The following is a 23626-nucleotide window of genomic DNA, read 5'->3' as shown; positions in this document are numbered from 1 at the left end:
TCGCAACAACCTATCCCCGGATGGTTAGTTCTTGGATTTGCCCATTTTGCCCAAGGCGTATTCCAGCGGCGACACATCCGAACCCTCGGACTGCCGCCACGCGGCGTCCACCGCGCGATTGATCTGCGCAGCAGGCAAGCCAGTCGCCAGCCCGGTCGCGGAAATGATCTTCTTCACGGAAGAAAGCTTGGCCTCGTCTTCGGTCGCGCCAGCTTTCAGCAGTTGCGCCGCGCCGACGAACCCGCCGAAAGCATCCTTGATCGCGCTGCCGTATGCACCGCCACCATCGTAGCCTTGCAACGCGCTCGCACCGTCGCGGATGAACGGCATGGTCCCAGCCACCGCTAGGCCGGTTTCCTTCGCCAAGAACCGCAGCCAGCCTTCGTCCTCTTCATCATCGCCGCCGGGCAGCTTGCCCTTGACGGCGGCCATCAAGACGGCCTCCAAGGTGAACAGGAACGCCATGTCGAGCGTCCACGAAAGCGCCTCCTGCGCGGACCTCCCGCTCACGCCCTCGTCACCGATGACGCGCTTGGCCTTCGCCGTCCGCTCATAGGCCACGTTGAACTTCGCGAACATATAAGAGCCCAGCGTCGTGAACAGACGCACCACGTCATTCTGTCGCGCCGTGCGCGACGCCGACCCGCGCTCGACCGCTGAGCGATCGGAGAACAGGCCCGAGGCCTGAGCGCGCTTCACCACATCGTCAGCGTGCGCAATGGCCTTGGCCTCGTCGTTTCCGAACCGGCGCAAGCCCTGCTGATAACCGGCCATCCATGTCGGGATATCGACGATGAACCACTGCACTCGCGTCATCAGCCAGAAGCCCAACTTGCCGGCAACGTAGTTGCGGGCTTCGTCCCAGCGCGACATGATCGGACCCGTCTTCGGATCGTTGATCATGTCGTAAATGTCCTTGTTGAACGTGGTTCGCCGCGTGGACATATAGGGCGACTTCGCCGCGATCTCTTCCCCGATGCCCGGCCGGAACGACGCTTGGACGCCGCGCGCGAAGTCCCGCTTACCAACCACGACCATCGTCTGAGCGACGCCCGTGACCTGCATCAGGACCGTCGAGAGATTGAACGCCAGCTTAGCTGCGGTGAAGTTCGATTTCAGCGTTCGAGCCGCCCGGCCGACGAAATCCGCCGACCTGATCTCGCCTTCCGCGACATCCTTGAGCCAGGTTTCGAGCGCGTCGAAATCCGCTTGGCGGCCGGCTTCAATGAACGCATCGCGGACCTCTCCGCTCTGGAGAACGCGCCAGGAGTTCGCGACGGGCTCGCTCAGCTCCAGATCGTAGATCACCTGATTCACATGGCGGTGCAGAACCGACATATCGAGTTCGACATCGCGGCCCGAGGATTCGGCGCGGGCCTTCGTATGCCCGTTCCGCGTCTGGGCTTTGCCGAACCGGCCGGCTTGCAGCGATTGCGCGATGTCCTGTGCCGCGTCGTCGCGAGCGAGCGACGATAGCCGCGCATCGTACTTGATCGGGTAGTACCCACCGCGCAGCATCTTGCCGCCGATCTGGATCGGCGAGGCCTCGACCCAATCCGGTTCAACGCCCGTGGTCCGCCTCTCGCGCGCGGCGATATCGTCGCGGAACGACCCAACGTAATCCCAAACCGATTGCACGAAATCCGCATCGCGGGCATCGAGCGTCGCCAGAACGGCCGCAACCTGATCCTCCGTCAGGGAGCCGCGCACACGGCTATCCGTCAGGCGTTGGCGGTTGCCCTCGTTGCCCAGGTTTAGTGCGACCGCGATGCGCTCCCACTTCGACAGGGAATAGCCCAGCGCGGGCATGTGCTCGCGAACCGCCATCTTGCGGCGCTCGTCCTTGGTGTAGACCTCATACAGCGCCTCAAGGTCCGTGGCCGCCTTCTGCTTGCGAACGATCAGGCGGCTCATGGCCGCATCGATCGGGGCCTTGAGATTGCGATAGGCCGGGCCGAGATCGGCAAAGCCGTCGATCTCGCGCAGGATCGTGCCAGCGTTCAGGATCAGGTCGATGAACTGCCGACCCGCATTGCGAATCGCTTCGCCGCGCGTCCCAACCCGAGACGGCGGGCGCTTCTTCACGTTCGCATCGAAGGCCGCCGTAATATCGGCCACGACCGTTTCAAGCTCCCGCTGCTGCTGAGCATCAATCAGTTTGTCCCAGCGCGTCGCCATGTGTTCGAGGTTCTTCAAGGCGTCGATGACGCCGCGTAGCTCCTCGACCGGAATCGTCTTGTACGGCGCGCGCGCCGACTTCATCAGCACATCTTCGGGGATCGCAAGCTCGTTCTCGCGCCCGGCCAGCTTCATCGCTTCGACGAAGGCGACAAGCGAGCCGCGCCGCTGCTCCGCAACGGACGACATGCGGCGGAAATCATAACGCTCAAGAATTTCGTCGATCGCGCCCAGATAATCCACCTGGGCATTCTCGCGCCGGCCAGCGCCCGCGATGCGCTCGCGCGTCGTCTTCTTGCCGAGTTTGCCGACGAAGCGCTCTGCCTTTTCAACCTCCTCAGTGACGGCGCGCGCTTCCATGTAGAGCGCATGGTTCAGGAGCTGCCGCCGCTTCGCATCGACCAGCTTGGCGACATTCTCATTGTAGCCGGCAAGGTGCGCGGTGCGGGAGACGCCCTTCGCCTCGAACTCGATATCGTTGCTTTCGAGCATGGCGTTGCGGCGATCGATCGCGGCGTTCACCTGATCGACGGTCGCGTTGCCCTTTGCCGCCGCCCTCGCCTTCGCCTGGAGCCGGCGCGTTGCGGCCTGGAGCCACACCCCATCGCGGGCCAGCATCGCGCCCAGGCGGCTCGCCTCCTCCGCTGCCTTGCGCCCTGCCGAGAGGAAGCGGTTGGCGTTCATGGCGTCGCGAACGCGCATCCGTGCGATCGTCTGGCGAGCGGTGGCCCGCGCCTCCTTCGCTGTCATGCGGACGCCACCGCCCGCGATCTCGGAGATGGCTTTCAGTTCGGCGGCGATCCACTGCCCCCGCTTGTCGCCATGGACCGCGTCGAGCGCTTCCGCCTCGACCGTGCCGTCATTGAGCACGTCGCCATGGCGCTCGTTCATGATCCTGCCGGTTTCGGCCGCGATGGCATCAGTGCGCTTGGGCGCGGCTTCCATGGCGCGGATCATCTCGTCGCCGCTGTCAAAGCCGAACCACCCGGCGGCCTCGTCTGGCGAGATGCCGCCCTCGACCGTGTACACGGTCTGCTTGCCACGCGGCAGCGTCTTGAGGATGCCTTCGCCGTACTGGTCAACGAGCGCATCCTTCGACAGTCGGATATCGGGCATCGCTTCCGGCTGGCCTTCGCCGAGCCAGCGCCGATTGCCCATCCACTCGATCGCGCGGAACATCGGATAGGCGTTGACCTCGCGCTCGACTTCCTCGCGAACGGCCGCCTTTTCGTCCTTGAACCACTTCTGTCGCTCGCGCCGGATCGGTGCCATCGTCTCGCGCAGGAGCTTCGCCTTGGCGTCGTCTTCCGCCTGGGATCGCAGCTTGAGGAAGCGGTCGAACTCTTCCGGCGTCAGGCCCATTTGCTCAGCGGTCGCGAAGACGTTCTGAGAGCCGCCGGCTTCCTCACGCGCCTTGGCGATCTCTTCGTCGTTGGCAAGCATGCGATCGAAAACCGCACGCACCTCGTCGGACGGGTTGACGTTGAGCCCGGCCAGCCGGCGATAGATCGAAAGCAGCCATGCCCGGAATTTCTCGAACGCGCCGCGAAGCTCGATCGAAGGAGCCTTGCCTTCCATGAGATAGGCTTCGAACGCACGAGCCCATTGCTCCTGCATGCCCACGTCGATCGCGGCATCTTTCATCGCGTCGCCCGTGGTGCCAAGATCGAGCGCGGCGATCACGTCGGCTTCCGTCACCGCAACATCAGGCATGACGCGAACGGCGTCCTTGGCAACTGCGCCGGCCTCAGCCCGCCACCAATCCTTGACGGCAGCGAAATCGGCCGCCGCGTTCGTCTCCCCTCGCGCAGCCATGTCCTGCATCACGGTCAGGAAGTAATGCCCGCTCTCATGGATCATGGTGGACAGATCGGCGGCTTCGAACAGCCGGATCACCGTGTCGCCGTTGCCGACGCCGGCCGCCGGGAACTGGACCGAACCGCGAGGCGTGCCGGCCATGTTCTGGAACAGCAGCGGGGCCGCCTGCCCATACGCCTTGCCGGCCTGTTCCTCTGCCGCCGTCAATGCCGCCTTGATCGAAGCGTCATCGTCATCGAGCGAGACGCCCAGGCCCACAAGATAGGCCTCGATCGCATCAAGCTCTTCGTTTGCCTGAACGGCCGGGTCAACATCATCCTGCGCCGAGAACTGGCGTTCGCCGCGAAGCTCCGTGTCGATCGCGTCCCAGAGCGCAAGCGTGATGTCGGGAACCTCCGTCCCCGCTTCCATGGCCGCCCGGTAGGCATTCGCGACAGGATGATCGGCGAGATAGCCGGCAGAGACGGCAGCGGCGGCCACATCGTCAGCGCCATGCCGACGCCCGTTCGAGCCGAACATGTCGCTCACGCCCGCAGCAAGGCCCTTCCGAGCGAGGCGCAGGTTCTTCTTGCCCTTGCCCGGCTTGATCACCTCAGCGTCACGCGACCGCAGTTCGCCGCCCACGTCGTTGATGCCGCCGTAATCCGAAATGAACTCGAGAAGCGAGACACGCTTGTCCTTCACGACCTTCCGCGCGCGGGCCTCTGCGAGCGTCCGGTTCAAAGCATCGGTATCGCGAAGCTGCATGCCCTGCGGAATCGCGCCCTCGACCTGGGGCAGCGGGTATCGGGCCATGAACTCGTCAATCCCGAGCCCGGCGCGCTCAGCCATCACGCGATAGAACGCGGGATAGAGCGTCGCTTCCGAGGTGGCGACATCGGTGGATCGCCCGGCCGCGCGCAGCCGCGAAACCATCGTGTCATAGATTTCCTGCTCGAATGAGCGGAACTGCTCGTCCTCCTGCCGCTGCGTCTCCGCGACCTCCCAAGCCTCCTGTAGAGCGTCCTGGGCCTTCTCATTGAACTCTGCCGCCTCCCGAGCCGTCATCTGGTCGGGATCGAAGCGCATGTTCTCCATGAGGAAGGCGTCATGCGGAGACCCGGCGATCTTCGCCGCATAGGTCGCGGTCGGGATCTGCAAATCGCCGCCGGCCGCAAGCGCGGCGTCGAGATCGTCCCGCGTCACGCCGTCAAGCTCGTCATCGATCAGAACGAAAGGATCGACGCCCTGCGACTGGAAATACTCAACGAACTGTTCGGCCGGGACATAGACGTTCTCGACCGGCCCGTTTGCCGTGGCCTGTTCAACGAACTGGCGGAACTTGTCAGGCATGCGGCCACGCACGACCGAGTTCTGAGCCTGCCCTGACAGCTCCGCGAACATGGCCTTGCGGCCCTCCGCTTCCACAGCCTTCGCGCGGTTACGCATGAACGCGCTGCCGCCTGCCGACGCGACCTCGACCGGCGCAGCGACGAATTCGGCCAGGCCCTCGACCAGCACCTTAGCAAGATTGAACTGCTGACCCGAGGCGACCTGAGCACCGGCCTCACCACCCGCACCGAACGCCGCTTGCGTCAGGGCTTGAAGCACCATGTTGCCCACGGGCGACGCCGCGAGCTGCTGCCCCGCCACGCCGCCGGATAGTCCATCCATAGCGCCGATGATCAGGCCGCGCGTCGCGCCGCGCTGATTGGCCTTCCGCATCAGCTCTGGATCACGAATCGCAGCCAACGCGCCTTCCGGCGTCGATACGTCAACCCCGTTCTCGCGCATGAACTCGACAGGCGCCGTTCCGGCCTCGATCCCAGCGGAGTACGTTCCCATCACGCCCGCGCCGGCCAACGGGTTGCGCGTAGCGACATTCACGCCAATCATCACTGCGATCTGCGGCGCGCTCTCGACCGCTGTTTCTCCCAAGAACGACACGAAGCCCGCCGGGTCGGCGCTGATCGACGCGATAAAGCTGCTGAAATCCGTGCCGAGATCGCCGCTCGGCTTGAGCGTGCCGAATGCCTTCTTGTAGCGTTCTCCGGCAGGCGACATGGGGATCGAGGCGATGCGCTGCGCAATCTGCCCGGCCTGCTGTTGGTAGAACGCGGCGGCCTTCTCCTGGTCATTCCCGAACGCCTGGGCGAAGCGCGACGTTGCATAGCGCGCGCCGGTCCATAACAGATCGACGGGATCGACCGGCTTGTTCGCGGCGACCTTGCCATCTCGATCACGGATCGCCGTCTGATCCGACAGGATATCGCCGAAGCCGCGCGACTGGTCCGCAAGGCGCTGCGAAGCTTCCGAGGCCATCCACTGATTATAGGACTGCGGCACGCGGCTGAGGCCACGCGAGATCGCGTTCTTGCCAGCGCCCGCCGCCGTCTCCCACCACGACAAGCCTTCGAGATCATCGCGCGCGATGGCGGCGTTCTCGGGATTGCGCAGCCACTCCGTCAGGCGCGGCGACTTCGTCAGGATCGTGGTGTTCTTGGCTTCCTCGATCCGACGCTGAAATTCGTTGCGATACTCGCGCACCATGGGCAGCGGAGGCGTGGGGCTTCCCGTCGTCTTGCCGAACTCGCTGGCAAGCGTCAGATCGCCGGCCACTTCGTCAGGCTTGGCATCGACCGCGCCGAGGACGACATTAGCCACGCCAACGCCAGCCTGTTGCTGCTTCGCTTTCCAGGCGTCATAGTCCGACATCGTGACCAAGGCCGCGTTCCCCTATTGAAAGGGGCGACGCTAGCGGTGGATGGTTAGCGCTGGGGATCGGCAATATGAACTCGATTGAGCAAACGCTGACGCAGAACCTTCTATTCGTCTACGCTGCCGTGGGGATCGTGACCTTTTTCTGTTTGCGTTACATGGCGCAAAGGTTCCGGCCAAGCTTCTTGGCCACCCTGTCTTTGGCTGTCGCCGGCATCCCGGTTTCCATCCTGATATCGAGCGCAATCGTGCTTTTTACCGCGCTAACGCTTGAGCCACGCTCCACGATGAGCGCAGCTAGCGGGAATGTCATGGGCGCTGCTTCGTATTTTTTGGAGACCGGCGGTGAATTCGCTCTGGCAGGCGTCGTTGCGATAGCAGCTTTCATCGTCACGCAATTCCGAAGGCGCGCTGCCACAGCTTGACCGTCTCAACATGTTGCGATATTCACAACTCTTGACGGATCGTGAGGACGGCAGCATTTTAGCGTTGGTGCTGAACACACCTTCCGTCAGCGGACGCCGCCCGATAGCGGCTTCCCATTACAGAGATGCCGGGTAGCGCGTCGGCTATACAAGACCCTTCGGGGGAAGGTCGCGGGCCGTCTGACGGCGGTGTTCAAGTACCCGGCTCCTGCCTGAACAACAGGAGATGCCATGAACGAACCGTCAGGAAACCATCATGTCAGACATCATCACCACGATCCCCTGCCACCTTCGCACCGTGCGCGGGCTTGAAGAGCCGCGCGTCTTCGCCCGTAATGGTAAGGTTCTTGCGAGCAGCGAGGATGTTGCCGCCTTCTTCGGCAAGCAGCACAACAACGTGCTCCGCGATATCCGAACCTTGATTTCAAACGATAATTCGTGTGCGCTCAATTTTGAGTGGACGCAACGCGACGTGGCCATGCCTACCGGCGGCAAGCGCCAAATCACCATCTGCCACATGAACCGGAACGGCCTCACACTCCTCGCCATGGGCTTCACCGGCAAGCGGGCGATTGGCTGGAAGATCAAATACATCGAGGCGTTCAATGCGATGGAAGCCGCGCTCTCCAAGCCGCAGCAAGTCTATGACGACGAGCCAGCACCAAAGGCCAAGCGCGCTCCGCAGCCGATCGACCAGATGGACAACGCTCTTGATCTCGTGATGACGGCCGAGGCCGCCCTGCGTTCCAAGGAATGGCTCGATGCCGATGTCATCGCAGCGGTCAGCGGGACCCTGGGTCAGGCGCTCAAGCTCTTCGCGCCGGCCAGGACTGCCCTCAACCGCATCGCTTGACGGGAGGCGGCCCGGTTCGCGCCGGGCCGCTACCGCTCCAGCACCACGCGCTCGTACCGTGTGATGATCTCCTCTTCACTCGGCTTCCGGCCAAGCTCGCGTTGCAGGTCCGTCGCAATGCCGCGCCGAAGGTCAATCGGGATGTCGGAATACTTGACCGTCACATCGACCGTTGCGTTATCCGGCCGTGCCGACGACTCGAACAGCCGCTTCTTTTCGGTCGAATCCAAGAGCATGCCCGGCGTCTTGATCACGACGGGCAGGAGCAGCTTGTTGATCATCGACTGAATTTCGAGCTGTGTGGGCGGCCTGTCCTTGTTGGCGCGCTTGTGCGCGTCCATCTCGGCAGCAAGCGCGTTCTGGAATTGCGCGATCCGCGCGTTCTCCTTCGCCGCCGCCTCACCCTTCTTGCCCGTCGCCGTGATGCCAACCGCTTCGAGTTGCTGCGTCGCCTGGGAAAACGCCGTCGTCAGGTTCAGGCCCTCTTCGCGGGCCTTGCGCTGATCGGTGAGGGCCGTCGTCTGGAGGCCGGTGAGTTCCTTGATGGCATCCTTCGACAGCTTGCCCCGATAATTGTTCAGGTCTTCGGCCGCGAAGCCCGCCGGATCGGAAGCCGCGTAGCGCCGCATATCGTACAGTAGCGTTTCATCGCTCTCGACAGAGCGACCCTTCTTCACCGTCTCAATGTAGCCCCAAGCCGACGAGACGGCGGCCATCCCCGCCGCCTGCCGGATTTCCATTGGCACGGTATCGGGCGTCTGCCCTTGATCAACATATTTCCAGAGTTCGGCCTTGGCCGCTCGCTCGCGTGCCTCGTTCGCCTTGTTCTGGACCTCAAGAGCGGCGTTGATGCGCCTCCGCGTCCTGTCCTGCACGTCAGGGTCTTTGATCCCGGCAAGATAGCCCTCCAGCCCGGTGAAGTAGTCCTGCGCCTGCCGCGCGGCAGCGTTCACGTTCCCGGTCGCGACCGCGTCGGCTTCCCTGTCCCGCCGGCCGGTGTTCACGCCGTTGTTGTGCCCGGCGAGCCCCCGGATCGCTGCTGCAATTTCGGCGGGGCCGCCCGTCGCGATGGCGTTGCCGACCGCGAACGGGAGCGACCCGTAATTGTACGCGACCGAGGTGACGGCGGCCTGCGCCGGAGCTGACAGGCTGTTCCACTTCTCAGGTCCGACCGAGGCGATGATGTTGCGCTGGTGGACACCGATGCGGCGGTTGAGATCGCGCGCAGCATCCTCACGGCTTACGGTCATGCCCTGCCGCGTCGTGACGACTGAGCCGTCTGGCAGCGTGACCGTGTCCGAACCGAAGCCGACGCGATGATGATTCATGTCCCAATAGGTCTGTTCGCGGAACCCCTCGAACCCCGCAATCATGTTGAACGTGATGCCGCCGGGTTGCGCCGAGGTGCCGGCGGCCCTTCCTGTCCATTCCGCCGCGTATCGCTTCGAGTGAGCGTCCTTGATCTCCGTCTCAAGGCTCTTCTGGAGTTCGTACTGATGCGCGCCGGTCATGCGGCCCGCGTTGTCCTTCATGTATTTTTCGGCGGCCAGAGGATCGCCCTGGGCGATGCGAAGCGTGATGTTCTTGTGGACGCCCGACGAGAACTCGGCTTCCCGCTGTTTCAACGTATCGGCATCCCAGCCCTTGAGGGCGCCCTGCTCTCGAATTTCGAGGATGCCCGCCGCAATGTTCTTGTTGACCTGATCCGGCCGGTTGAAATTCACGAGCGCATCGTTCGCGAACGTCTCGACCCGCGCCGTCGATGCCTCGGCGAACCACGTCTTGCGCGCGCTGGCGGTGTGCGTGATCGAGCTTTGCAGCACCGAGTTAAGCCGAGCCTGCGATGCCGTCTGGTAGGCCTTGGCCGCCCCCGGCGTCAGGCCTTGCCCGAACTCCTTCCGCTTCTCTTCCGCCTCGCGCTCGAACGCCGCGCGGCCATCGACCGCGTTCTTGCCCTCCAGCGTCATGAAGCCGTTTTCGCCGTACTGGCGCTCGCGCGCCCACTTCGCATAGGCGTTGTCGGCCTCCTTGGCTCGCGTAACGTCCTCAAGCTCCTTCACAGCGGCGATGGAGTCGCCGACGTTGTCGATGCCCTTGGCGAGGCCCTGCATGCCCCGCCCGATGTCGGAGCCGAACGCTTCCGGCGTCGCGCGCACGTCGATGTCCTGCCGCAGCGCGGGGCGCAGTGAGATCGTCTGCTGATAATCGGGAACGCGAACCATCCGCTTACCTCACGAGATCGAGCCGATGGAAGACTTCTGATATTGCCCATAGGCCTTGCCAGCGCCCGTCAACACCGTCCCGGCCGCCGCGAGATATCCGCCCGTCAGCGCGCTCTTGGCCTGGGATCGGGCGAGCTGAGCCCCCGCCCGTTTGTTCACGGCGTCAACGCTGTGCTCGTAGCTCTCGCGATAGGAGTTAGTGCGGATCGTCAGCGCATCGAGTTCGCCCAGGACAGCCGTGTCAACGATCGTGTCGAGCGGAGAGCCGAACGAGGTATCAACGCCGTTCGCCGCCATCGCTGCGACCTGAGCGCCCTTGATCTTCGCGACCTCCTGCCGCTTGCGCTGCTCTTCAACCTTGCCGCGCTCAACCGCGTCCTTGGCGCGGCGATCGGCGAGCGTCGCGTTCATCTCGCCGATCTGGGCATTGTATTTCGCCGCGGCCGACGTTGCCTGCGCCTGTTGCACCTGACCGACCGCACCGAGCGCCGTAGCTCCGATTGTCAGGATCGTCATCAGTTCACACATCGGGCGACCTCAGCTCAAACAGATGGAACTCATGGCCCCGAACCGATATCGGCTCCGAAAGGGTAAACCCCAGCCAGCGGAGCCACCGCACCGACGCCCGGTTCCTCGCATCCACGAAGTTCTTCAAGGTCGGATAGCGCGCCAACAGTTGATCCCGCCAATCGACGGAGCCGCGCAGGAACGCGACGTAATGGCGCTCGACCGCATCCGTCCCGAGGAGCCAGGGAGCGCCGACGCCGGCAAGGATGTTGATGTCGCCCACGCCGAACATCACTTCCGGCACGCCATCGACCAGGGCCGTCCGCGCGATCGAGGACTTGCGCAGCGAGAACGCGAGCGCCTGGGCAGGAGTTTTGCCCGACGCTGCCGCGATCTCGTCGCGATCGGCCTGCCGCATCCGCCGGGCGATCGTGCGGATGTGCGACGCCCGAGCCGGAACGATCTGGATGTCAACGGCCGATCGTGACATCGGGCATGATCGCAAGGATGGTCATCGGCAGCGGATCGAACTGCTTCACCCACATCGTCCCCGAGGTGTTCCAATCCCATTTCGGCGTGATGGTGATGTCGCCGGTCAGAGCTTGGATCGCTTCGTTCCAGGCCTCTCCCGCCCGCTGCTTGTATTCGACCAGATGCGGGCTGTTGCGGTCGCCGTCGCTTGGTCCGATGAAGATGCCGCGCGTCTGCTCGACCCGTAGCGTGACCTCGCTAACGGACTTCGTGCGGCCTTGGACTGTGCCGAGGCCGGCGACTTGCCCAAGATCGAGATCGAGCGTCTGGAGAGCGGCTTCCATCGGCAGGCCGACATGGATCGTGGACGCGGCGTTCGGCAAGACGACGCCAACGCCGCCGGCCACCGGCCCGACCGTCAAGCCACGGACGACATTGCCGTCAGCCAGAGCAACGACATCCTCTCCGCTGAGGTGATCCAGCCCCGTCACGGTTGAGATCGGCGACCCGCTGTAGCTCAGCCCGGAATCGACGAAGAAGGCATCAGAAACCGTGGCAAACTCCCGCGTATGCAGCCGCTCGATATAGCGCTTCTGCACGCCGTCGATCGTGCGACGAACGATGAAATACGGGACATCCTCATTGCCTTCGGCGACGACTGAAACGTCTTCGAATACCGCGCCGCCATCCGGGCCGCTCTCATGGCGCGTCCATCCCCAGACCTCATGCTCTTTCATGTAAGTCAATGAAACGAGCGACCCGTCATCGAGAACAACCCAAGCTATCGAGTGCGGGGCCTGGGCATAGGCCCAAGCCTTGATGCTCTTGTTCATGAACAGATGGCGCGCAAGGATGGTCAGGTCTTTCCCGACGAAGCTATCTTCCGCGTATTGATAGGAGAAATCGCGCACGACGCCGCCGCGCGCTTGAGCGAACAGCACGGTATTGCCGACCACGATTGGCTGCACGCGCGCAACGCCGCGATAGCCTTGGTTGTCGATTCGGATGGCTGATGGGGAGATCGCGTCCGACTGCGATCCGCCGCTGACAACCCATTCCGCGCTTGATGTCAGCAGCATCAGGCCGCGCATCGGGAGCATGGACCTGATCTCATTGACCTGACGGGCCTTGATCCGGAACGTCACGGCATCGCTCGCTTTCGACGGCTGCGAATAGCCGAAATTCTCATAGCTCGCCGACTGCGACATCCACACCGCCTGCGGCTCATTGATCGTCGAGGCGAATGCAAGGCGTTGCTCAACGAATGTCGAGCAACGTGGGAAATTTCCGTCGCTGTTGAAGGGGTTCCGAGCCGTCTGAGGCGTATCCGAAAGATCAGCCGTAATATTCTCGTCTTCGAAGGTTAGACCTGATGTGCCGCCGATGTAGCCAAAAACGCCATTGTCTTCCTTGTAGACGATATACCGGCTGGCCCCAGGAACAGCCGACCATCCGATGCCGTTCTTGTTCCCCGTCACCGTCAAATCGTTGTTGGCGTATTGAGGGCCAGATGGGAGGCTTTCTTCTCCAGAGGCGTCGCTTACTGCCGAAACGACGTATCCGTAAGTTGTGCTACCTGATCCAACGAGAGGATTCGCCACGACTGAGACGGGGGGCGAAATAGACGGCGCGAACGTCACGTTTGCGATCGTCCAGTTATTGTCCGCTATACGCGAGAGCTTCTTAACTGGATGAAGCGGGTGGGTGATATACATCACATCTGCTTCTTGCGTGAAGACCAACCCGTCTAGATGCTCCGAATAATATGTCGTCGCGACCTCATACGGCAAACCGCCGGAAAGGATAAGCCCTCCGTTGCGATAAACACGGAAGTAGAGCTGCCCAAATTCGAGTTGATAGGACTGTTCGGTGTTGAACTGGAACGGAACGAGCCGCGAGGTGTTCGCGCTTACCTTCGTCTCTCCGATGAACTCCAGACCGGCCCGGTTCGAAACGCCGCCATGCGGATGAATGAACAGGTTCAGCGCCGTCCGCAGGCCGCTTCCGTACTTCGCCAGATCGACGCGAGCGCCGAGGCCGGGCGAAAGCTCTCCCGAGGTGAACGACGGCTGGTAAGCCCGCAGAGCCATCAGCCACGCCCCGCCAGGATATCGCCGGCATGGTCGGAACTGTGCCGCGTCTCGTTCGCGTCGGCGGCCTCTGCCATCGCCTGCATCCGCATGGCGAGTTGATAGGCGTCTGCCCTCACCTTCGGATCGCGCGTCATCGGCATCGCCAGCCTGACGGCAAGGTGCCACGCCAGCGCGTCGATGAAGAGCGGCGAAAACCGCGTCGGGTCCGTCAGCCTGCGCGTGTAGCGCAGGACCGCAGGCGACAGGTCGCAATAGACCCTGCCGCCCTCGATCTCATGCGGATGCCGCACCGACGCGGCTGCGTCGCCGTCTTGAGGCGCGGGGTTCGTCTCCGAATAGACCGGCTCGACCCAGCGCGCTTTCAGGCAGTCCGTGGGCTTGACATAGGCATAGCCCCATTCGCCCGGCCGGTCGTTCGCTACCTGGGCAAGCGCAACCTTCGCCCCCGCGAATCGCCACGGATAGACTTGGAGGAGCGTATCCCTCGTGTGGTCATAGAACCGCCGGCACGCCGTCGCCTCCGCGCTCGGCTCCGCGATATCGCTGATCCCAGGCTTGCCCAGGTTGGCGAGCGCGAGGTTGCAGATGAAGACGACAGAGGACATGCGCGCAGACTGGCGCGCAGATGGTTAGTGCACGAACAGGCCTGCGCCTGGGATCGTCAGCGCCCGGCGCGCTGCCCTTCGGCATGCTGTGCCGCCCGCCAGACGTTTTCGCCCATCGGCTGCGGCCGGCCGGCGCAGCCCGCATAGAACAACGCGAGGAGAACCGCGGCGACAAGACGCTTGTTGCAAACGAGTTTCATTCTGGCCTCCCGGCCTCTGTTAGGCGAGTGGATCGGATGTATCGACGGATGCAGGCGAAAGGGCTTTCCAGCCCACCCAATCGTGGATCGCGTCGCCGTAAAACCGGGGATAGTGAGCATACCGAGCGCGCACGGTGGCGAGATCGGCCAGCGCGGCGGCCTTGGTCTGCTTGCCGGCCGTGTCGGCGTAGCTGACGCCTGTGCCCGGCCCCGTATGCGTCTCGACCGCCGTGGCGAGGCCAGCCGCCGAGGCAGGCAGCTCGTAGCCGATCCGCGTGATCTGATTCAGCGGGTTGGTGTTGTAGTTCATGATGACGATGTCGTCGGCGTTGGCCGAAAGATGCAGGAAGACATTCTGCGTCACGCCGCCATAGGTGCAGACGACGGGCTCGCCGAAATAGTCGTCGAACCATGTCGGCAACGCGGTCCCGAGCAGCAGACCAACCGCGCCGAGCCGGGAGCGACAGCCGGCATGGGTCGCGACCCAATCCCGCATCAGGAACTCGCGGTCGAGCGCTTGCGTGCTCTGCCATGCGCCGGAGCCCGGCGTCGTGCTCAGTGCCGACGCGCTCCGAGTTCACACCCATGGCCTCAAGCTGCTTCTCTTCGAGGTACAGCGACGGGTAATAGCTATCGCTGTCAGCGCCGGCCGGCTTGCTGAGATCGCTGTATTTCTGCTTGAGGCTGGCGAGCTTCATGGGCGGGGCTCCAGAGCCGAGGGCGGGCGAAGAGCGGCCCGAGCCGCCCATCGTGGTCAATCGACCTGGGAGGGCTCCTGCGCCCCCGGAGCGATCCAGTCTGGAGCCGTGCCAAGAGCTGCCGTCACACCGTTGCCCTGCGGACCCGCAGCGGCCTCGGGGGCCGGCGCGTCACCGAACGGAGCCGGCGCATTCGCCTCGACATAGGCCGTGATGATCTTGTCCGCCTCGGCGGCGTTCGGCACGTTCGCGCCGGAGATCGCCTTCGCCAGCGCCTTGCGTTCGACCGCGCTGCCATTGCGCCAGTCGGCAGGGACATTGACGGGCTCAGCAGCGCCGGCAGCGGGCTCGGGAGCCTTCGCGCCGCCGACCGCGCCATCGCCGTCATGATCGCCCTTGCCGCCGAATGCATGGCGCGGATCGAGCTTGGCCCAGGACGGCCGGCGATCCTTGTCCTTCCAGAGATCATCCGGCACATCGAACGATGCGCCGAGATCGCGGATTTCGCCTCCGAAATAGCCGCGCTGCGTCGCGATGACTTTCACCATGTCCTACCCCTGTTCGCTGGAGGCGACGGCCCGCAGGCCGCCGTCCCGTTTCAGCCGGCGACGGCCGGTCAGCCGTTGCTCTGGTTGCCCATGGTGACGCCGGCCGTGATCTTGCCCGTGGTCGGGGCCGTGCCGGTGATATCGTAGTAGAGGCGCATGTAGCGCTCGTTCGTCCCGCGCGTGACGTACTCGGGAACGATCACCTTGCCCGCTACAAGATCGGCCAGGAGGATCGCGCCGGAAACCCACACCGTCTTCGCCGAGGAGAACGCCTCGTTGTCGTCGGTCTGGAGGGCGAACGTCATGCTCGTCAGGTTGTTGAACGTCTCGACTACCTGAATCAGCAGCGGGATCGGCTTGCCCTTGCCGATGTCGCGGACCATGCCCGACTTGATCGGGCCGAGATCGATGGTGTTGGTGGACGCGGCGTCGGCGGTGATCGCCTGGGCGTCCGAAAGCAGCGTCGTGCGGTCGAAGATCATGGAATGCCTCTTGTGTCGGCCTTCCGGCCAGCGATGGGGAACGGCCCGCCGAAGCGGGCCGCGATGATCAGAGCGCGACGGACGGGACGAGCGCTTCGGTGTTCAGGATCGCGTCGGTTTCGCGGATCGGAATGCCGCGATAGGTGCGGACCTCCTTGCCCTCGACCTGGGCATGGCCGAGCCCGGTATAGTTCGGGTTGGCCGCCAGGAGCGCCCGATCGCTCGACTGAGCGTCGAGGATTTCGAGCACGTCGCGATTCATGTAGATCGCGATGCGGCTGGAGATCGCATCGCGGCGGCGCGACTGGAGCCGATACGCCGCCTTTCGCAGCAGCGCCCAGAGATCGACCGAGCCGGCCCGCATGTCGGAAACGTCGATGTTCGCGACGCGCGCGTTGTATCGGTAGTCCTTGACGAACAGGCCGACGTGCTGGCGGAACAGCGTTTCCTTGACGTAGTAGGGGTTCCCGCTCGCGTCGGTGACGCGCTGCTCGCCCTTGTCCTCGATGCTGACGCCGGCCTTCGTGTTCTTCGGATAGAGCAGCGAAGTCGCGTGGTCGCCCCAGGTTACGAACCAGATCGAAGTATTGTCGGAGCCGGAGCCGCCGCCGTGGATGACCTGATTGGCAGCGTTGGCGACGCCGGCCACCGGGGCATTCGAATTGTAGGCGGCATAGCGCGCGGCGAGGCCCTTGAACTTCTCGGGCGTGGTCGCCGTGTCGTGGTAGAACACGCCGGCCGCCATCTCCTGCGACATCGCCTCCAGATAGGGCGCGCTGTCCACGAGGCGCTGCCGGGCCGGGTCCGAGGCCAGCGCGAGCAAGCGGGTATCGACCGCCGACGCCGCCTCCAGAAACCCGGTCGTGTCATCGACCTGCTGGAGCGTGCTCTTGGACTGCGGAATGCCCTGATAGAGGCGGCCCCAGGCGACGGACGGCAGGCCGGTGCGGATCATGTGCCGATGCACGGCATCCATGTTGCACATCGTCGCGATGGCGTCGTCGAGGATCGGGTTCTGCTGCGAAAGCAGCTCCACAACGGTCCCCTCGGTCGAGCCCCTGTAGGCGTCGATCAGGTTCGGGAAGGTCTGTCCGATGGTAGCCATGTGTTATCCGCCTTTCGGTGCGTCGCTGGGGAACAGGACATGCGCAGGATCGGCGGGTTTGCTCGATCCTCCGGCACCTCCTGCGGCGGGGTTGTCTTCCTTGATCATGGCCCCGACTTTCGCCATGAAACGGATAAGCTCGGGATGGTTGCCGCCTCCACTCGCGTTCAAGTATTCCTTGAGTTCGGGAGTGCCGAGGCGATCGACGGCGCGGCGGGAAGTCTGAACCGTTGCTTCCCAATTCGTGCCGCCGATCTCCTTGTCGGCTTTCGCGTCATCGGCCCACTTCTGGAGCGTGTTGCCCCAAGTCTCGCCCTGCTTCGCGGCGCGCTCCTGCTGGACCTTGATAAAGTCGTCGGTGAGCGCCTGAGCCTGCTTCTGGGTCAGGCCGAGTTCCTTGAAGCGCGGCGAGACGGCGGCGAGCAGTTCGGAGTCCACTTCGACGCCTTCGGGCATCGTCAGCGCGTACTTGCCGTCTTCGGGCACCTTGTCGGCGGCATCGGCCTTCGGATCGGCCGGCTTCGTCTTGTCGTGTTCGGCCTTGGCGGCGGCGTTCTCCGCGTCCGACTTTGCCGGGTCGTTCTCGTATTCCTTCCAGTCTTCGGGCTTCGTGCCCTCGCCCGCCGGCTTGTCGCCTTCCTTCGGCGGATCGCCGGCAGGCGGATCAGCGGGCTTGTTCTCGTTCGGGAACAGCACCGTCTCAGCCGGTTTCGGCTCGCCACCCGCGTCACCAGCCTCGCCGCCGGCCGTGCCCTCACCCGCCGCATTGCGCAGGATCATGCCGAGGGCGCTGCCGCCCAGGAGCTTAAGCTTCGTCATCGTCGTCATTCTCCTGATTGGCGCTGCGGGATGCAGCGATGGTCATGGCCTTGAGATCGGCGACCGCGAGCAGCAGTGCCGGATAGGTTCTCGGATCGATTTCATCGAGCTTCTGAATCAGACGCCGCCCGCTCGACTGCCTGCCGAGCATGTAGTTCGTGGCGTTGTTCTCGCCTGCGTAGGCGTCCTCATAGATCGCGCACTGTTCGAGCATCCAGAACAACACGCGCTGCCCCGAGGGCATGGCGATGATATCTTTGAACGCTTGGTCCACGGCGAGCCGTTCGCGCCGCTGCGTTTCGGTCAGGGCTTCCGCCGCGTCGAGCATCACGCGATCCCGATCTGTTGGAGCAGCGCGCCCGCGCCTGGGTTGTTCTGAGCACCGGCCAGGACGGCGGCGGCCTCAGCGCCGGCTTTCGCGGCGGGCGCAGTCGTCGCCAGCATCTCCGCGTTCTCTGCGGCGGCCTGCTTCTGCGCTCGCGCATCGCGGATCGCGGCGACCTTGTCGTCTGGCACGACGGCGGACGGCGGGACGCCGAGATAGTCGAAATATAGGTCAATCGCCTCGTCGGCATCGAGCTTGTCGAGCACGTCGGGCTTGACCGCCGCGAGTTGCCCGGCGAACGCATAGCCGCGCTCGATCGCGCCGGTCGCCACGGCCTTCTGCGCCTGGGCAAGGATCGACGTGTATTCGATCTTGAGTTCCTGTCCCTTGAGATCGGGCGGCGGCGGCGGTAGCTCGCCACGGCGATTAAGGATCGCGAACGCGCGGTCGATCGTGGGCTCAAGCTGCCCCGCGTAGACGTTTTCCAGAACCGGCCCGAGGGCGAGGAGCTTTTCTTCCTTGCGCTCCGCGATCTCGAACGTGTTGCGAGGCTGGATGCCTTCCATATTGGCGAGCATCAAGAACAGATCGGCGTAAAACGCGCGATTGATCATATCCTTGACCTCGCGAATATCGGCCGCAAGCTCCGCGATGCTCACGCGCACTTCCATCGCGGCGCGATAGCCCTTGCCTGTGGGATCATCGACATAGGTGATCGAGCCCGGCAGGAGCGACGCGGGGTTGTTCCGCATGCTCGTGGGGCCGGTCATCGGCGGCCTGACGAGCTTGTCGATCGCTTCGAGCTTCCGCGTCTGTTCCTTCTGGAGCATGCGGACATCGCCAAGCGCGATCTGCCCCGGCGACGTGCCATAGTGATCGTCTTCGGTTAGCTCCCAAGCGGGGCCGATCAGCGGGTTTTCATCGAACCCGGATTCCTCCAAGAGCTTGCCTTCGCCGCCCTGATCCTCCCAATAGTTCGAGAGGAACGGCTTGTCTTGCTTGGCGATCGAGTTGGGATTGCGGACATGGCGCGGCTCGATTGCGTGCCAGATATCGAACGCCTCGTCATATTTCGAGGTGTCATAAAGCGTGCGGATGCGGTCGCTGACGTTCTTGTAGCCGAAGCGCTCCACGATCCGCTGCACGCTCCAGCGGAACTGGCGATACAGCGTCGTCAGCCGGCCGGTGTGATCGCGGGCGATCCAGAACCGCCCATGCACGAGCTGCTGCATGCGGATCACGGACATATCGTCTTCGGCGAGAATGCCGACCGATTGTCCGAACTGGCCGAGATCGCCGTAGCCGGTGTGGAACGCGCTGTAGAGGTTCGACGACTGAAACACCTCGCGCATCCGCTGCTCGACGGCCGCGAGATAGGCCTTGACCGGCGCGAAGTCTTTCAGATCGGGATCGTATGTCGTCAGCCGGAACCACGGCCGGGCCGGCGACGTGATGCCCGAGTGCATCCCTGACTTGAGCGTGCGATGCGCGAACGTCCCGGCGCTGTCGATGATCTTGTCGCGGCTGATGAAGCCCTCGCGCCGCGTGTTGAGGCGCAGCCGCGTCGGCTCGATGAACTCGGCAAGCGGTTGCCAGACCGATTCCCACGGCTGGCGAACCTGCCTCAGCTCCTCCGCGCGACGACGGTGGTAGGCAATCTGCGTCTCGTAGCGGGGCGCTGGCGCGTTCATCACTGCCCCAGAAGGGTTTTCTTGGCGGTGGCCGCCGTCTCGGTGACGCCGAGGCCCGAAGTCAGGATCGTGTCACTACCGGCGCGGGCGCGATCCATCGTCCTGCGCCCGGTCGAGCTGCGCACGGCCCCCGAGTCGGGGGCCTTCGTCTGAGCCGGCTCGGGAGGCAGGACCGGAGCGGCCTGGGCTTTCGGCGCGGAGAATATGCACATCGATCGATCACCTATTGCCCGAGGAGGGTCTTGCCGGATGTCGGCGCTTGCTCCTCGACGCCGAGGCTCGACGTGAGGACCGTGCTGCTGTTGCTGCCGAAGACCGGCGCGGCAATCTGGCCGCCCGGCTGCTTCTTCGATGCGGCGGATTTCGCGGACGATGCCGCCGACCTGGACGCCGCCGATCCGGCGCGCTCTTGCCCTGTCGCGCCGCGGTAGATGTCATCGCCGAAGGAGCGAGGGAGGCCGCCGCCACCACCTGGGACCGAGCACATCGCGTCACCCGACCATTATGACGGCGAAGACGAAGGCGAACGCCGCCGCCGTCGCGAGCGCGTAGAGCGCGCTGGAGAGCCGGGCTCGCCTCGCGCCGTAGGGCATCTGGTCGATTAGGCAGGATGCGCCGATCGGTATGGCGGCGACGACGGCGAGGATCGCGAAGAGCGGGCCGCCGATCTTGAGGTAGGCCGAGATATGCGCCGCGAAGATCAGAGCGCAGAACAGCCGGCCATTCGCCGCGATGTTACGCGCGGTCGCCAGCGCCAGATTGTCTTGCGCCGCGATTTCGAGAAGCTTGAGCTTCCGGGCGTCGGCTTCATCCGGGTCCATGCTCGATCCGGCTCCGATGGGTTGCGATCCTTCATCGCTACGCCCCGGACGGTTGCCGCTCAGAACTCAGACGGAACTCAGGCGAGAGGATCGTAATCGACGACAACCATCGGGCCGCCGCCCGAACTGCGGCCCGCACTGCGGTCGCGCTTGGCGACGGGCTCCGCGAACGTCAGCATCAGCGCATCGCCCTTATTCGGCGACGGCAGGCCGCGCTCTTTCATGTCTTCCTTGCTTTCGAGCTGAATCTTGCCATCGAGCCGAGGGACCGTCTCAGGACCGATCAGGTCTTGATAAAGCTCCTCGTCATGGGGATCGATCGCGCCGCCGGCTTTGATCCAGCGCTTGCCCGTGCCCCACATTTCGGCGCGCTTGTTGAGGAAGCCCGGATCGATGGGCTTGCCTGAAAACCAGATCAGCCGCCACGACCGGCCCATGACTTGCCCGGCGCTGACGATGCCCGTGCCATAGCCCGCATCCACGAACACTGCATCCGCCTTGTGCTCGTCTTCCAGCCTCGCGATCAGGTTGGCGACCTCAACGTCATTGTCGTTCCGCTGGAGGCTCGCGAGGCTCTTGGAGTAGAGCCCTTGCCTCAGCACGATTTCGAGCTTGTCATCGCCGGTCCAAGCCGGATCGACGCCGATGATGACAGGAGCGAAGCTGTACGAGCCTGGGCGAAGGTGAACGTTGCGGGCCTTATCGACATCGTCGGCGCTGATGAACTGCATGGCTGACTGACTCGGGAATTGGCCGCGCACACGAACCTTGACGAGATCGCTATCCTCGCCGTGGTCATCCACGAGCCGTTGCAGGTAGGCTTTGTTCGTGCCGGGTACGGTGCGGCTATCGATCTGCCGAGGTATCCAGCGATGACGGAAGCGGCGGAAGCATTCGCGGAAGCGGCCTGAGTTGCGCGTTGGGTTGCCGAACACGACCCAGATGATCACGGTGTCTTCGTCGGTTAGCGCGCCTTCCGCGACCTCCCAGACCTTGTCGTGAATTTTCGAAGCCTCGTCGAACAGGAGCAGGATGATCTTGCCCTTGTTATGCAGGCCGGCGAACGCCTCCGTATTGTGCTCAGACCATGGGATGAAGTCTTGCCGCCACTGGTCGCCGTGCTGCGGATCGCGGCTCTTGATCGACATGGCTTGCACGTCGAACCAATGCGCTGTCAGCGACGTGCGAAACCACTTCCCGATTTCAGGTGCAGTCTTCGTGCGGAGCTGCCCTTCGGTGTTCGCCGTCGTGACGATGCGAGCATCGTCCCAACAGCTCATGGCCCAATTCGAAAGCATGCCCATCTCGGCTGACTTGCCGATGCCGTGCCCGCTGGCGACGCTGATTTGCAGCGGCTGGAATCGCGTCGCTGGATTACTCAGATGGTCGCGGATGATGGTGTTGATATCGTCCTGCCACTCACGAGGCCCGTCATAGCCCGCCAGCGCGCCGAAGCCCCAATCCCAGGCCACATGCGACCAGCGCCGAGGATCGAACCGGCATGAGGCGGCCAGCTCAATAATCTCGTCGTTGATGTCGCGCTTGGCGGCCGGCTTAGCCATCTCGCTTGCCAGCCCTCGCCAGCCGATCGGCGAGCGCATCGAGCCCGATGACTGCCACCTGATCTTGGAAGGCGTTCACGCGGACGTGCTTGCCGATCAGCTCCAGGCGGCGGATGCGGTTGTCGAGCTTGATCTTTCGCGTCTGGCCGATCTGGATGCGATCCTCGCCATGCCCTTCATAGAGGGCGTCGATCTCGATGCCTTGGACGAGGCCTTGCCGCCATATCAACGGCCATTCATGGACCGGCAAAAGATCACCGGTCTCTTTATTGTATAGATCGGCAATATCGGCCGTCGCTTCATCTGCGAGCCGCTTCAATACCCAATTGGCATCGACCTGCGTTGCTTCCTCGCGCTTAGCTTTGGCGGCGTCGATTGCGGCCTTAATCTCAGGTTTCTCAAGGTTCTCCGGGCCGATGACGTGCGCCGTCTTCGCCGAGTATCCAGACCTTATCGCCGCCTGAGTAGCGTTCAAATCGAGCAGGTATTCTTGAACGAACCGCTCCTGTTTCGGCGTCATAGATAAGCCCGCGTGTTTCCACCCCGGATCATGGGGCTGACCGATCCATACATCGCAGATGATTGCGATTTTCACAACGCCGATCGTTAGCGCTGGCGGCCCCGAGGTTTGCAAGGGGTTTTCTAACGAGACGAAAAGATTTTAAAACGGCGTTCCTGGGGCGGTTATATACAGGGCTAAACGGTTGAGGCCGTTTATAAAGCTGCCTACTCTCCCCTATTAGAATTTTTTGGCATCTCTTATAAACTCCTATGTCTCTGGTTAAGTTATTGATATAATTAGATAAAGAGTGACAGATAGGTTTTTAAGATGGTTGAAGCCACGCAATAATCTGCGAAAATCGCAACAGGAGCGAGATTGAGGTTTGCAATGACGTTTTTATGTGGTGTTGTGATTACCGCAACGACCGCATGGGAGCGCAACGATGACGACGAAGAAGCAGAAGCCCGAGGCTGCGCAGACAACCGCCGATCCTGTCACGATCTCCATCAAGGGCTTCGACAAGTCCCTTGCTTGTCGCGAGTATCAGTTTGAGCTTGGAAAGACCTACCAGCATGACGGCGCGGTCAAGGCGTGTGCTGGCGGCTTCCATGCCTGCCCTGTCGATCACCACCCCCTGTCTGTGTTCGAGTTCTATGCGCCGGCCGGGAGCCGGTATGGCGAGGTCGCGCAGTTCGGCGAAACGAGCGCGAAGGATACGAAGCTCGCCTCTGCCAGCATCACCATCAATTTCGAGCTGACGCTTGGTGATCTCGTCAAGCGGGCCTGGGATTACGTCTGGAGCCGCGCGACGCTGGAGGAAGGTTCGACGGCGACCGGCTATCAGGGCGCGGCTTCGGCGACCGGCGAGCAGGGCGCGGCTTCGGCGACCGGCTATCAGGGCGCGGCTTCGGCGACCGGCTATCAGGGCGCGGCTTCGGCGACCGGCTATCAGGGCGCGGCTTCGGCGACCGGCACTCGGGGCGCGGCTTCGGCGACCGGCTATC

At 63.5% G+C, this 23626-nt stretch carries 21 protein-coding genes and 1 pseudogene; 4 read left to right on the top strand and 18 right to left on the bottom strand.

Annotation, left to right across the window (positions count from 1 at the left end; translation table 11 throughout):
- Positions 1-24: 24 nt before the first annotated feature.
- Entirely contained in the window at positions 25-6690 is a 6666-nt protein-coding gene (locus KYX69_RS19675) for a hypothetical protein (protein WP_300500708.1), read from the bottom strand.
- A gap of 74 nt (positions 6691-6764) precedes the next feature.
- On the opposite strand from KYX69_RS19675, the gene KYX69_RS19670 reads away from it, so the two are divergent.
- Together KYX69_RS19670 and KYX69_RS19665 are read left to right on the top strand one after the other, a co-directional pair.
- Positions 6765-7118: a hypothetical protein gene (locus tag KYX69_RS19670; protein WP_300500603.1), complete on the top strand. Its 354-nt coding sequence runs from the start codon at positions 6765-6767 to the stop codon at positions 7116-7118.
- 256 nt (positions 7119-7374) lie between these two features.
- Positions 7375-7971, top strand: coding sequence for a Rha family transcriptional regulator (locus KYX69_RS19665; protein ID WP_300500600.1), 597 nt, complete (start codon positions 7375-7377; stop codon positions 7969-7971).
- Between the two features lie 29 nt (positions 7972-8000).
- Here KYX69_RS19665 and KYX69_RS19660 read toward each other — a convergent pair whose 3' ends face one another.
- From KYX69_RS19660 to KYX69_RS19595, 14 genes are all read right to left on the bottom strand, one after another.
- Positions 8001-10193 carry a hypothetical protein gene (locus KYX69_RS19660; RefSeq protein ID WP_300500597.1) on the bottom strand — a complete coding sequence of 731 codons (2193 nt, stop codon included), beginning with the start codon at positions 10191-10193 and terminating at the stop codon, positions 8001-8003.
- A gap of 9 nt (positions 10194-10202) precedes the next feature.
- Positions 10203-10709, bottom strand: a complete 507-nt coding sequence (locus KYX69_RS19655; protein WP_300500595.1) for a hypothetical protein — start codon at positions 10707-10709, stop codon at positions 10203-10205.
- A 4-nt stretch (positions 10710-10713) separates the two neighbouring features.
- Entirely contained in the window at positions 10714-11190 is a 477-nt protein-coding gene (locus tag KYX69_RS19650; protein WP_300500593.1) for a hypothetical protein, read from the bottom strand.
- Positions 11171-13261 carry a hypothetical protein gene (locus KYX69_RS19645; RefSeq protein ID WP_300500590.1) on the bottom strand — a complete coding sequence of 697 codons (2091 nt, stop codon included), beginning with the start codon at positions 13259-13261 and terminating at the stop codon, positions 11171-11173. Before KYX69_RS19645 ends, KYX69_RS19650 begins: the two co-directional genes overlap by 20 nt.
- On the bottom strand, positions 13261-13869 hold the full coding sequence (locus tag KYX69_RS19640) for a hypothetical protein (protein ID WP_300500587.1): 609 nt from the start codon (positions 13867-13869) through the stop codon (positions 13261-13263). The genes KYX69_RS19645 and KYX69_RS19640 overlap by 1 nt, the downstream gene beginning before the upstream one ends.
- Positions 13870-13925: 56 nt before the next feature.
- Positions 13926-14069 carry a hypothetical protein gene (locus KYX69_RS19635; protein ID WP_300500584.1) on the bottom strand — a complete coding sequence of 48 codons (144 nt, stop codon included), beginning with the start codon at positions 14067-14069 and terminating at the stop codon, positions 13926-13928.
- A gap of 19 nt (positions 14070-14088) precedes the next feature.
- A complete protein-coding gene (locus tag KYX69_RS19630) occupies positions 14089-14565 on the bottom strand; it encodes a hypothetical protein (protein ID WP_300500581.1) in 477 nt (158 codons plus the stop codon).
- 258 nt (positions 14566-14823) lie between these two features.
- On the bottom strand, positions 14824-15315 hold the full coding sequence (locus KYX69_RS19625; protein WP_300500578.1) for a hypothetical protein: 492 nt from the start codon (positions 15313-15315) through the stop codon (positions 14824-14826).
- A 68-nt stretch (positions 15316-15383) separates the two neighbouring features.
- Positions 15384-15797, bottom strand: a complete 414-nt coding sequence (locus KYX69_RS19620) for a Bbp16 family capsid cement protein (RefSeq protein WP_300500575.1) — start codon at positions 15795-15797, stop codon at positions 15384-15386.
- A gap of 67 nt (positions 15798-15864) precedes the next feature.
- On the bottom strand, positions 15865-16902 hold the full coding sequence (locus tag KYX69_RS19615) for a major capsid protein (protein WP_300500572.1): 1038 nt from the start codon (positions 16900-16902) through the stop codon (positions 15865-15867).
- A 3-nt stretch (positions 16903-16905) separates the two neighbouring features.
- Positions 16906-17730 carry a hypothetical protein gene (locus tag KYX69_RS19610; protein WP_300500570.1) on the bottom strand — a complete coding sequence of 275 codons (825 nt, stop codon included), beginning with the start codon at positions 17728-17730 and terminating at the stop codon, positions 16906-16908.
- A complete protein-coding gene (locus KYX69_RS19605) occupies positions 17708-18049 on the bottom strand; it encodes a hypothetical protein (protein ID WP_300500567.1) in 342 nt (113 codons plus the stop codon). Before KYX69_RS19605 ends, KYX69_RS19610 begins: the two co-directional genes overlap by 23 nt.
- Complete coding sequence (locus tag KYX69_RS19600) at positions 18049-19737, bottom strand: portal protein (RefSeq protein WP_300500565.1); 1689 nt, start codon at positions 19735-19737, stop codon at positions 18049-18051. The genes KYX69_RS19605 and KYX69_RS19600 overlap by 1 nt, the downstream gene beginning before the upstream one ends.
- The gene (locus KYX69_RS19595; RefSeq protein WP_300500561.1) at positions 19737-19949 is read right to left on the bottom strand and encodes a hypothetical protein; all 213 of its coding nucleotides are present in this window, start codon (positions 19947-19949) and stop codon (positions 19737-19739) included. The genes KYX69_RS19600 and KYX69_RS19595 overlap by 1 nt, the downstream gene beginning before the upstream one ends.
- A gap of 81 nt (positions 19950-20030) precedes the next feature.
- On the opposite strand from KYX69_RS19595, the gene KYX69_RS19590 reads away from it, so the two are divergent.
- Positions 20031-20168, top strand: coding sequence for a hypothetical protein (locus tag KYX69_RS19590; protein WP_300500559.1), 138 nt, complete (start codon positions 20031-20033; stop codon positions 20166-20168).
- A 60-nt stretch (positions 20169-20228) separates the two neighbouring features.
- On the opposite strand, the gene KYX69_RS19585 is transcribed toward KYX69_RS19590, so the two are convergent.
- The 3 genes from KYX69_RS19585 to KYX69_RS19575 form a co-directional block, all read right to left on the bottom strand.
- Positions 20229-20558 carry a hypothetical protein gene (locus KYX69_RS19585; protein WP_300500556.1) on the bottom strand — a complete coding sequence of 110 codons (330 nt, stop codon included), beginning with the start codon at positions 20556-20558 and terminating at the stop codon, positions 20229-20231.
- A 77-nt stretch (positions 20559-20635) separates the two neighbouring features.
- Positions 20636-22159: a terminase gene (locus KYX69_RS19580; RefSeq protein WP_300500554.1), complete on the bottom strand. Its 1524-nt coding sequence runs from the start codon at positions 22157-22159 to the stop codon at positions 20636-20638.
- Positions 22113-22715, bottom strand: coding sequence for a terminase small subunit (locus KYX69_RS19575; RefSeq protein ID WP_300500551.1), 603 nt, complete (start codon positions 22713-22715; stop codon positions 22113-22115). The genes KYX69_RS19580 and KYX69_RS19575 overlap by 47 nt, the downstream gene beginning before the upstream one ends.
- Before the next feature lie 349 nt (positions 22716-23064).
- On the opposite strand from KYX69_RS19575, the pseudogene KYX69_RS19570 reads away from it, so the two are divergent.
- Positions 23065-23626, top strand: a pseudogene (locus tag KYX69_RS19570) (hypothetical protein); the annotation flags it as partial.

Origin of the sequence: Sphingomonas sp. (genome assembly GCF_030145815.1) — a bacterium.
GTDB lineage: Bacteria > Pseudomonadota > Alphaproteobacteria > Sphingomonadales > Sphingomonadaceae > Sphingomonas.
This window is presented reverse-complemented; position numbering and strand designations above follow the sequence as displayed.

What these genes read in the sequence shown, in the direction of transcription:
- KYX69_RS19675 (WP_300500708.1), bottom strand. Translation starts at nt 6,690, where the DNA reads ATGTCGGACTATGACGCCTGGAAAGCGAAGCAGCAACAGGCTGGCGTT.
- KYX69_RS19670 (WP_300500603.1), top strand. Translation starts at nt 6,765, where the DNA reads ATGAACTCGATTGAGCAAACGCTGACGCAGAACCTTCTATTCGTCTAC.
- KYX69_RS19665 (WP_300500600.1), top strand. Translation starts at nt 7,375, where the DNA reads ATGTCAGACATCATCACCACGATCCCCTGCCACCTTCGCACCGTGCGC.
- KYX69_RS19660 (WP_300500597.1), bottom strand. Translation starts at nt 10,193, where the DNA reads ATGGTTCGCGTTCCCGATTATCAGCAGACGATCTCACTGCGCCCCGCG.
- KYX69_RS19655 (WP_300500595.1), bottom strand. Translation starts at nt 10,709, where the DNA reads ATGACGATCCTGACAATCGGAGCTACGGCGCTCGGTGCGGTCGGTCAG.
- KYX69_RS19650 (WP_300500593.1), bottom strand. Translation starts at nt 11,190, where the DNA reads ATGTCACGATCGGCCGTTGACATCCAGATCGTTCCGGCTCGGGCGTCG.
- KYX69_RS19645 (WP_300500590.1), bottom strand. Translation starts at nt 13,261, where the DNA reads ATGGCTCTGCGGGCTTACCAGCCGTCGTTCACCTCGGGAGAGCTTTCG.
- KYX69_RS19640 (WP_300500587.1), bottom strand. Translation starts at nt 13,869, where the DNA reads ATGTCCTCTGTCGTCTTCATCTGCAACCTCGCGCTCGCCAACCTGGGC.
- KYX69_RS19635 (WP_300500584.1), bottom strand. Translation starts at nt 14,069, where the DNA reads ATGAAACTCGTTTGCAACAAGCGTCTTGTCGCCGCGGTTCTCCTCGCG.
- KYX69_RS19630 (WP_300500581.1), bottom strand. Translation starts at nt 14,565, where the DNA reads ATGCGGGATTGGGTCGCGACCCATGCCGGCTGTCGCTCCCGGCTCGGC.
- KYX69_RS19625 (WP_300500578.1), bottom strand. Translation starts at nt 15,315, where the DNA reads ATGGTGAAAGTCATCGCGACGCAGCGCGGCTATTTCGGAGGCGAAATC.
- KYX69_RS19620 (WP_300500575.1), bottom strand. Translation starts at nt 15,797, where the DNA reads ATGATCTTCGACCGCACGACGCTGCTTTCGGACGCCCAGGCGATCACC.
- KYX69_RS19615 (WP_300500572.1), bottom strand. Translation starts at nt 16,902, where the DNA reads ATGGCTACCATCGGACAGACCTTCCCGAACCTGATCGACGCCTACAGG.
- KYX69_RS19610 (WP_300500570.1), bottom strand. Translation starts at nt 17,730, where the DNA reads ATGACGACGATGACGAAGCTTAAGCTCCTGGGCGGCAGCGCCCTCGGC.
- KYX69_RS19605 (WP_300500567.1), bottom strand. Translation starts at nt 18,049, where the DNA reads ATGCTCGACGCGGCGGAAGCCCTGACCGAAACGCAGCGGCGCGAACGG.
- KYX69_RS19600 (WP_300500565.1), bottom strand. Translation starts at nt 19,737, where the DNA reads ATGAACGCGCCAGCGCCCCGCTACGAGACGCAGATTGCCTACCACCGT.
- KYX69_RS19595 (WP_300500561.1), bottom strand. Translation starts at nt 19,949, where the DNA reads ATGTGCATATTCTCCGCGCCGAAAGCCCAGGCCGCTCCGGTCCTGCCT.
- KYX69_RS19585 (WP_300500556.1), bottom strand. Translation starts at nt 20,558, where the DNA reads ATGGACCCGGATGAAGCCGACGCCCGGAAGCTCAAGCTTCTCGAAATC.
- KYX69_RS19580 (WP_300500554.1), bottom strand. Translation starts at nt 22,159, where the DNA reads ATGCGCTCGCCGATCGGCTGGCGAGGGCTGGCAAGCGAGATGGCTAAG.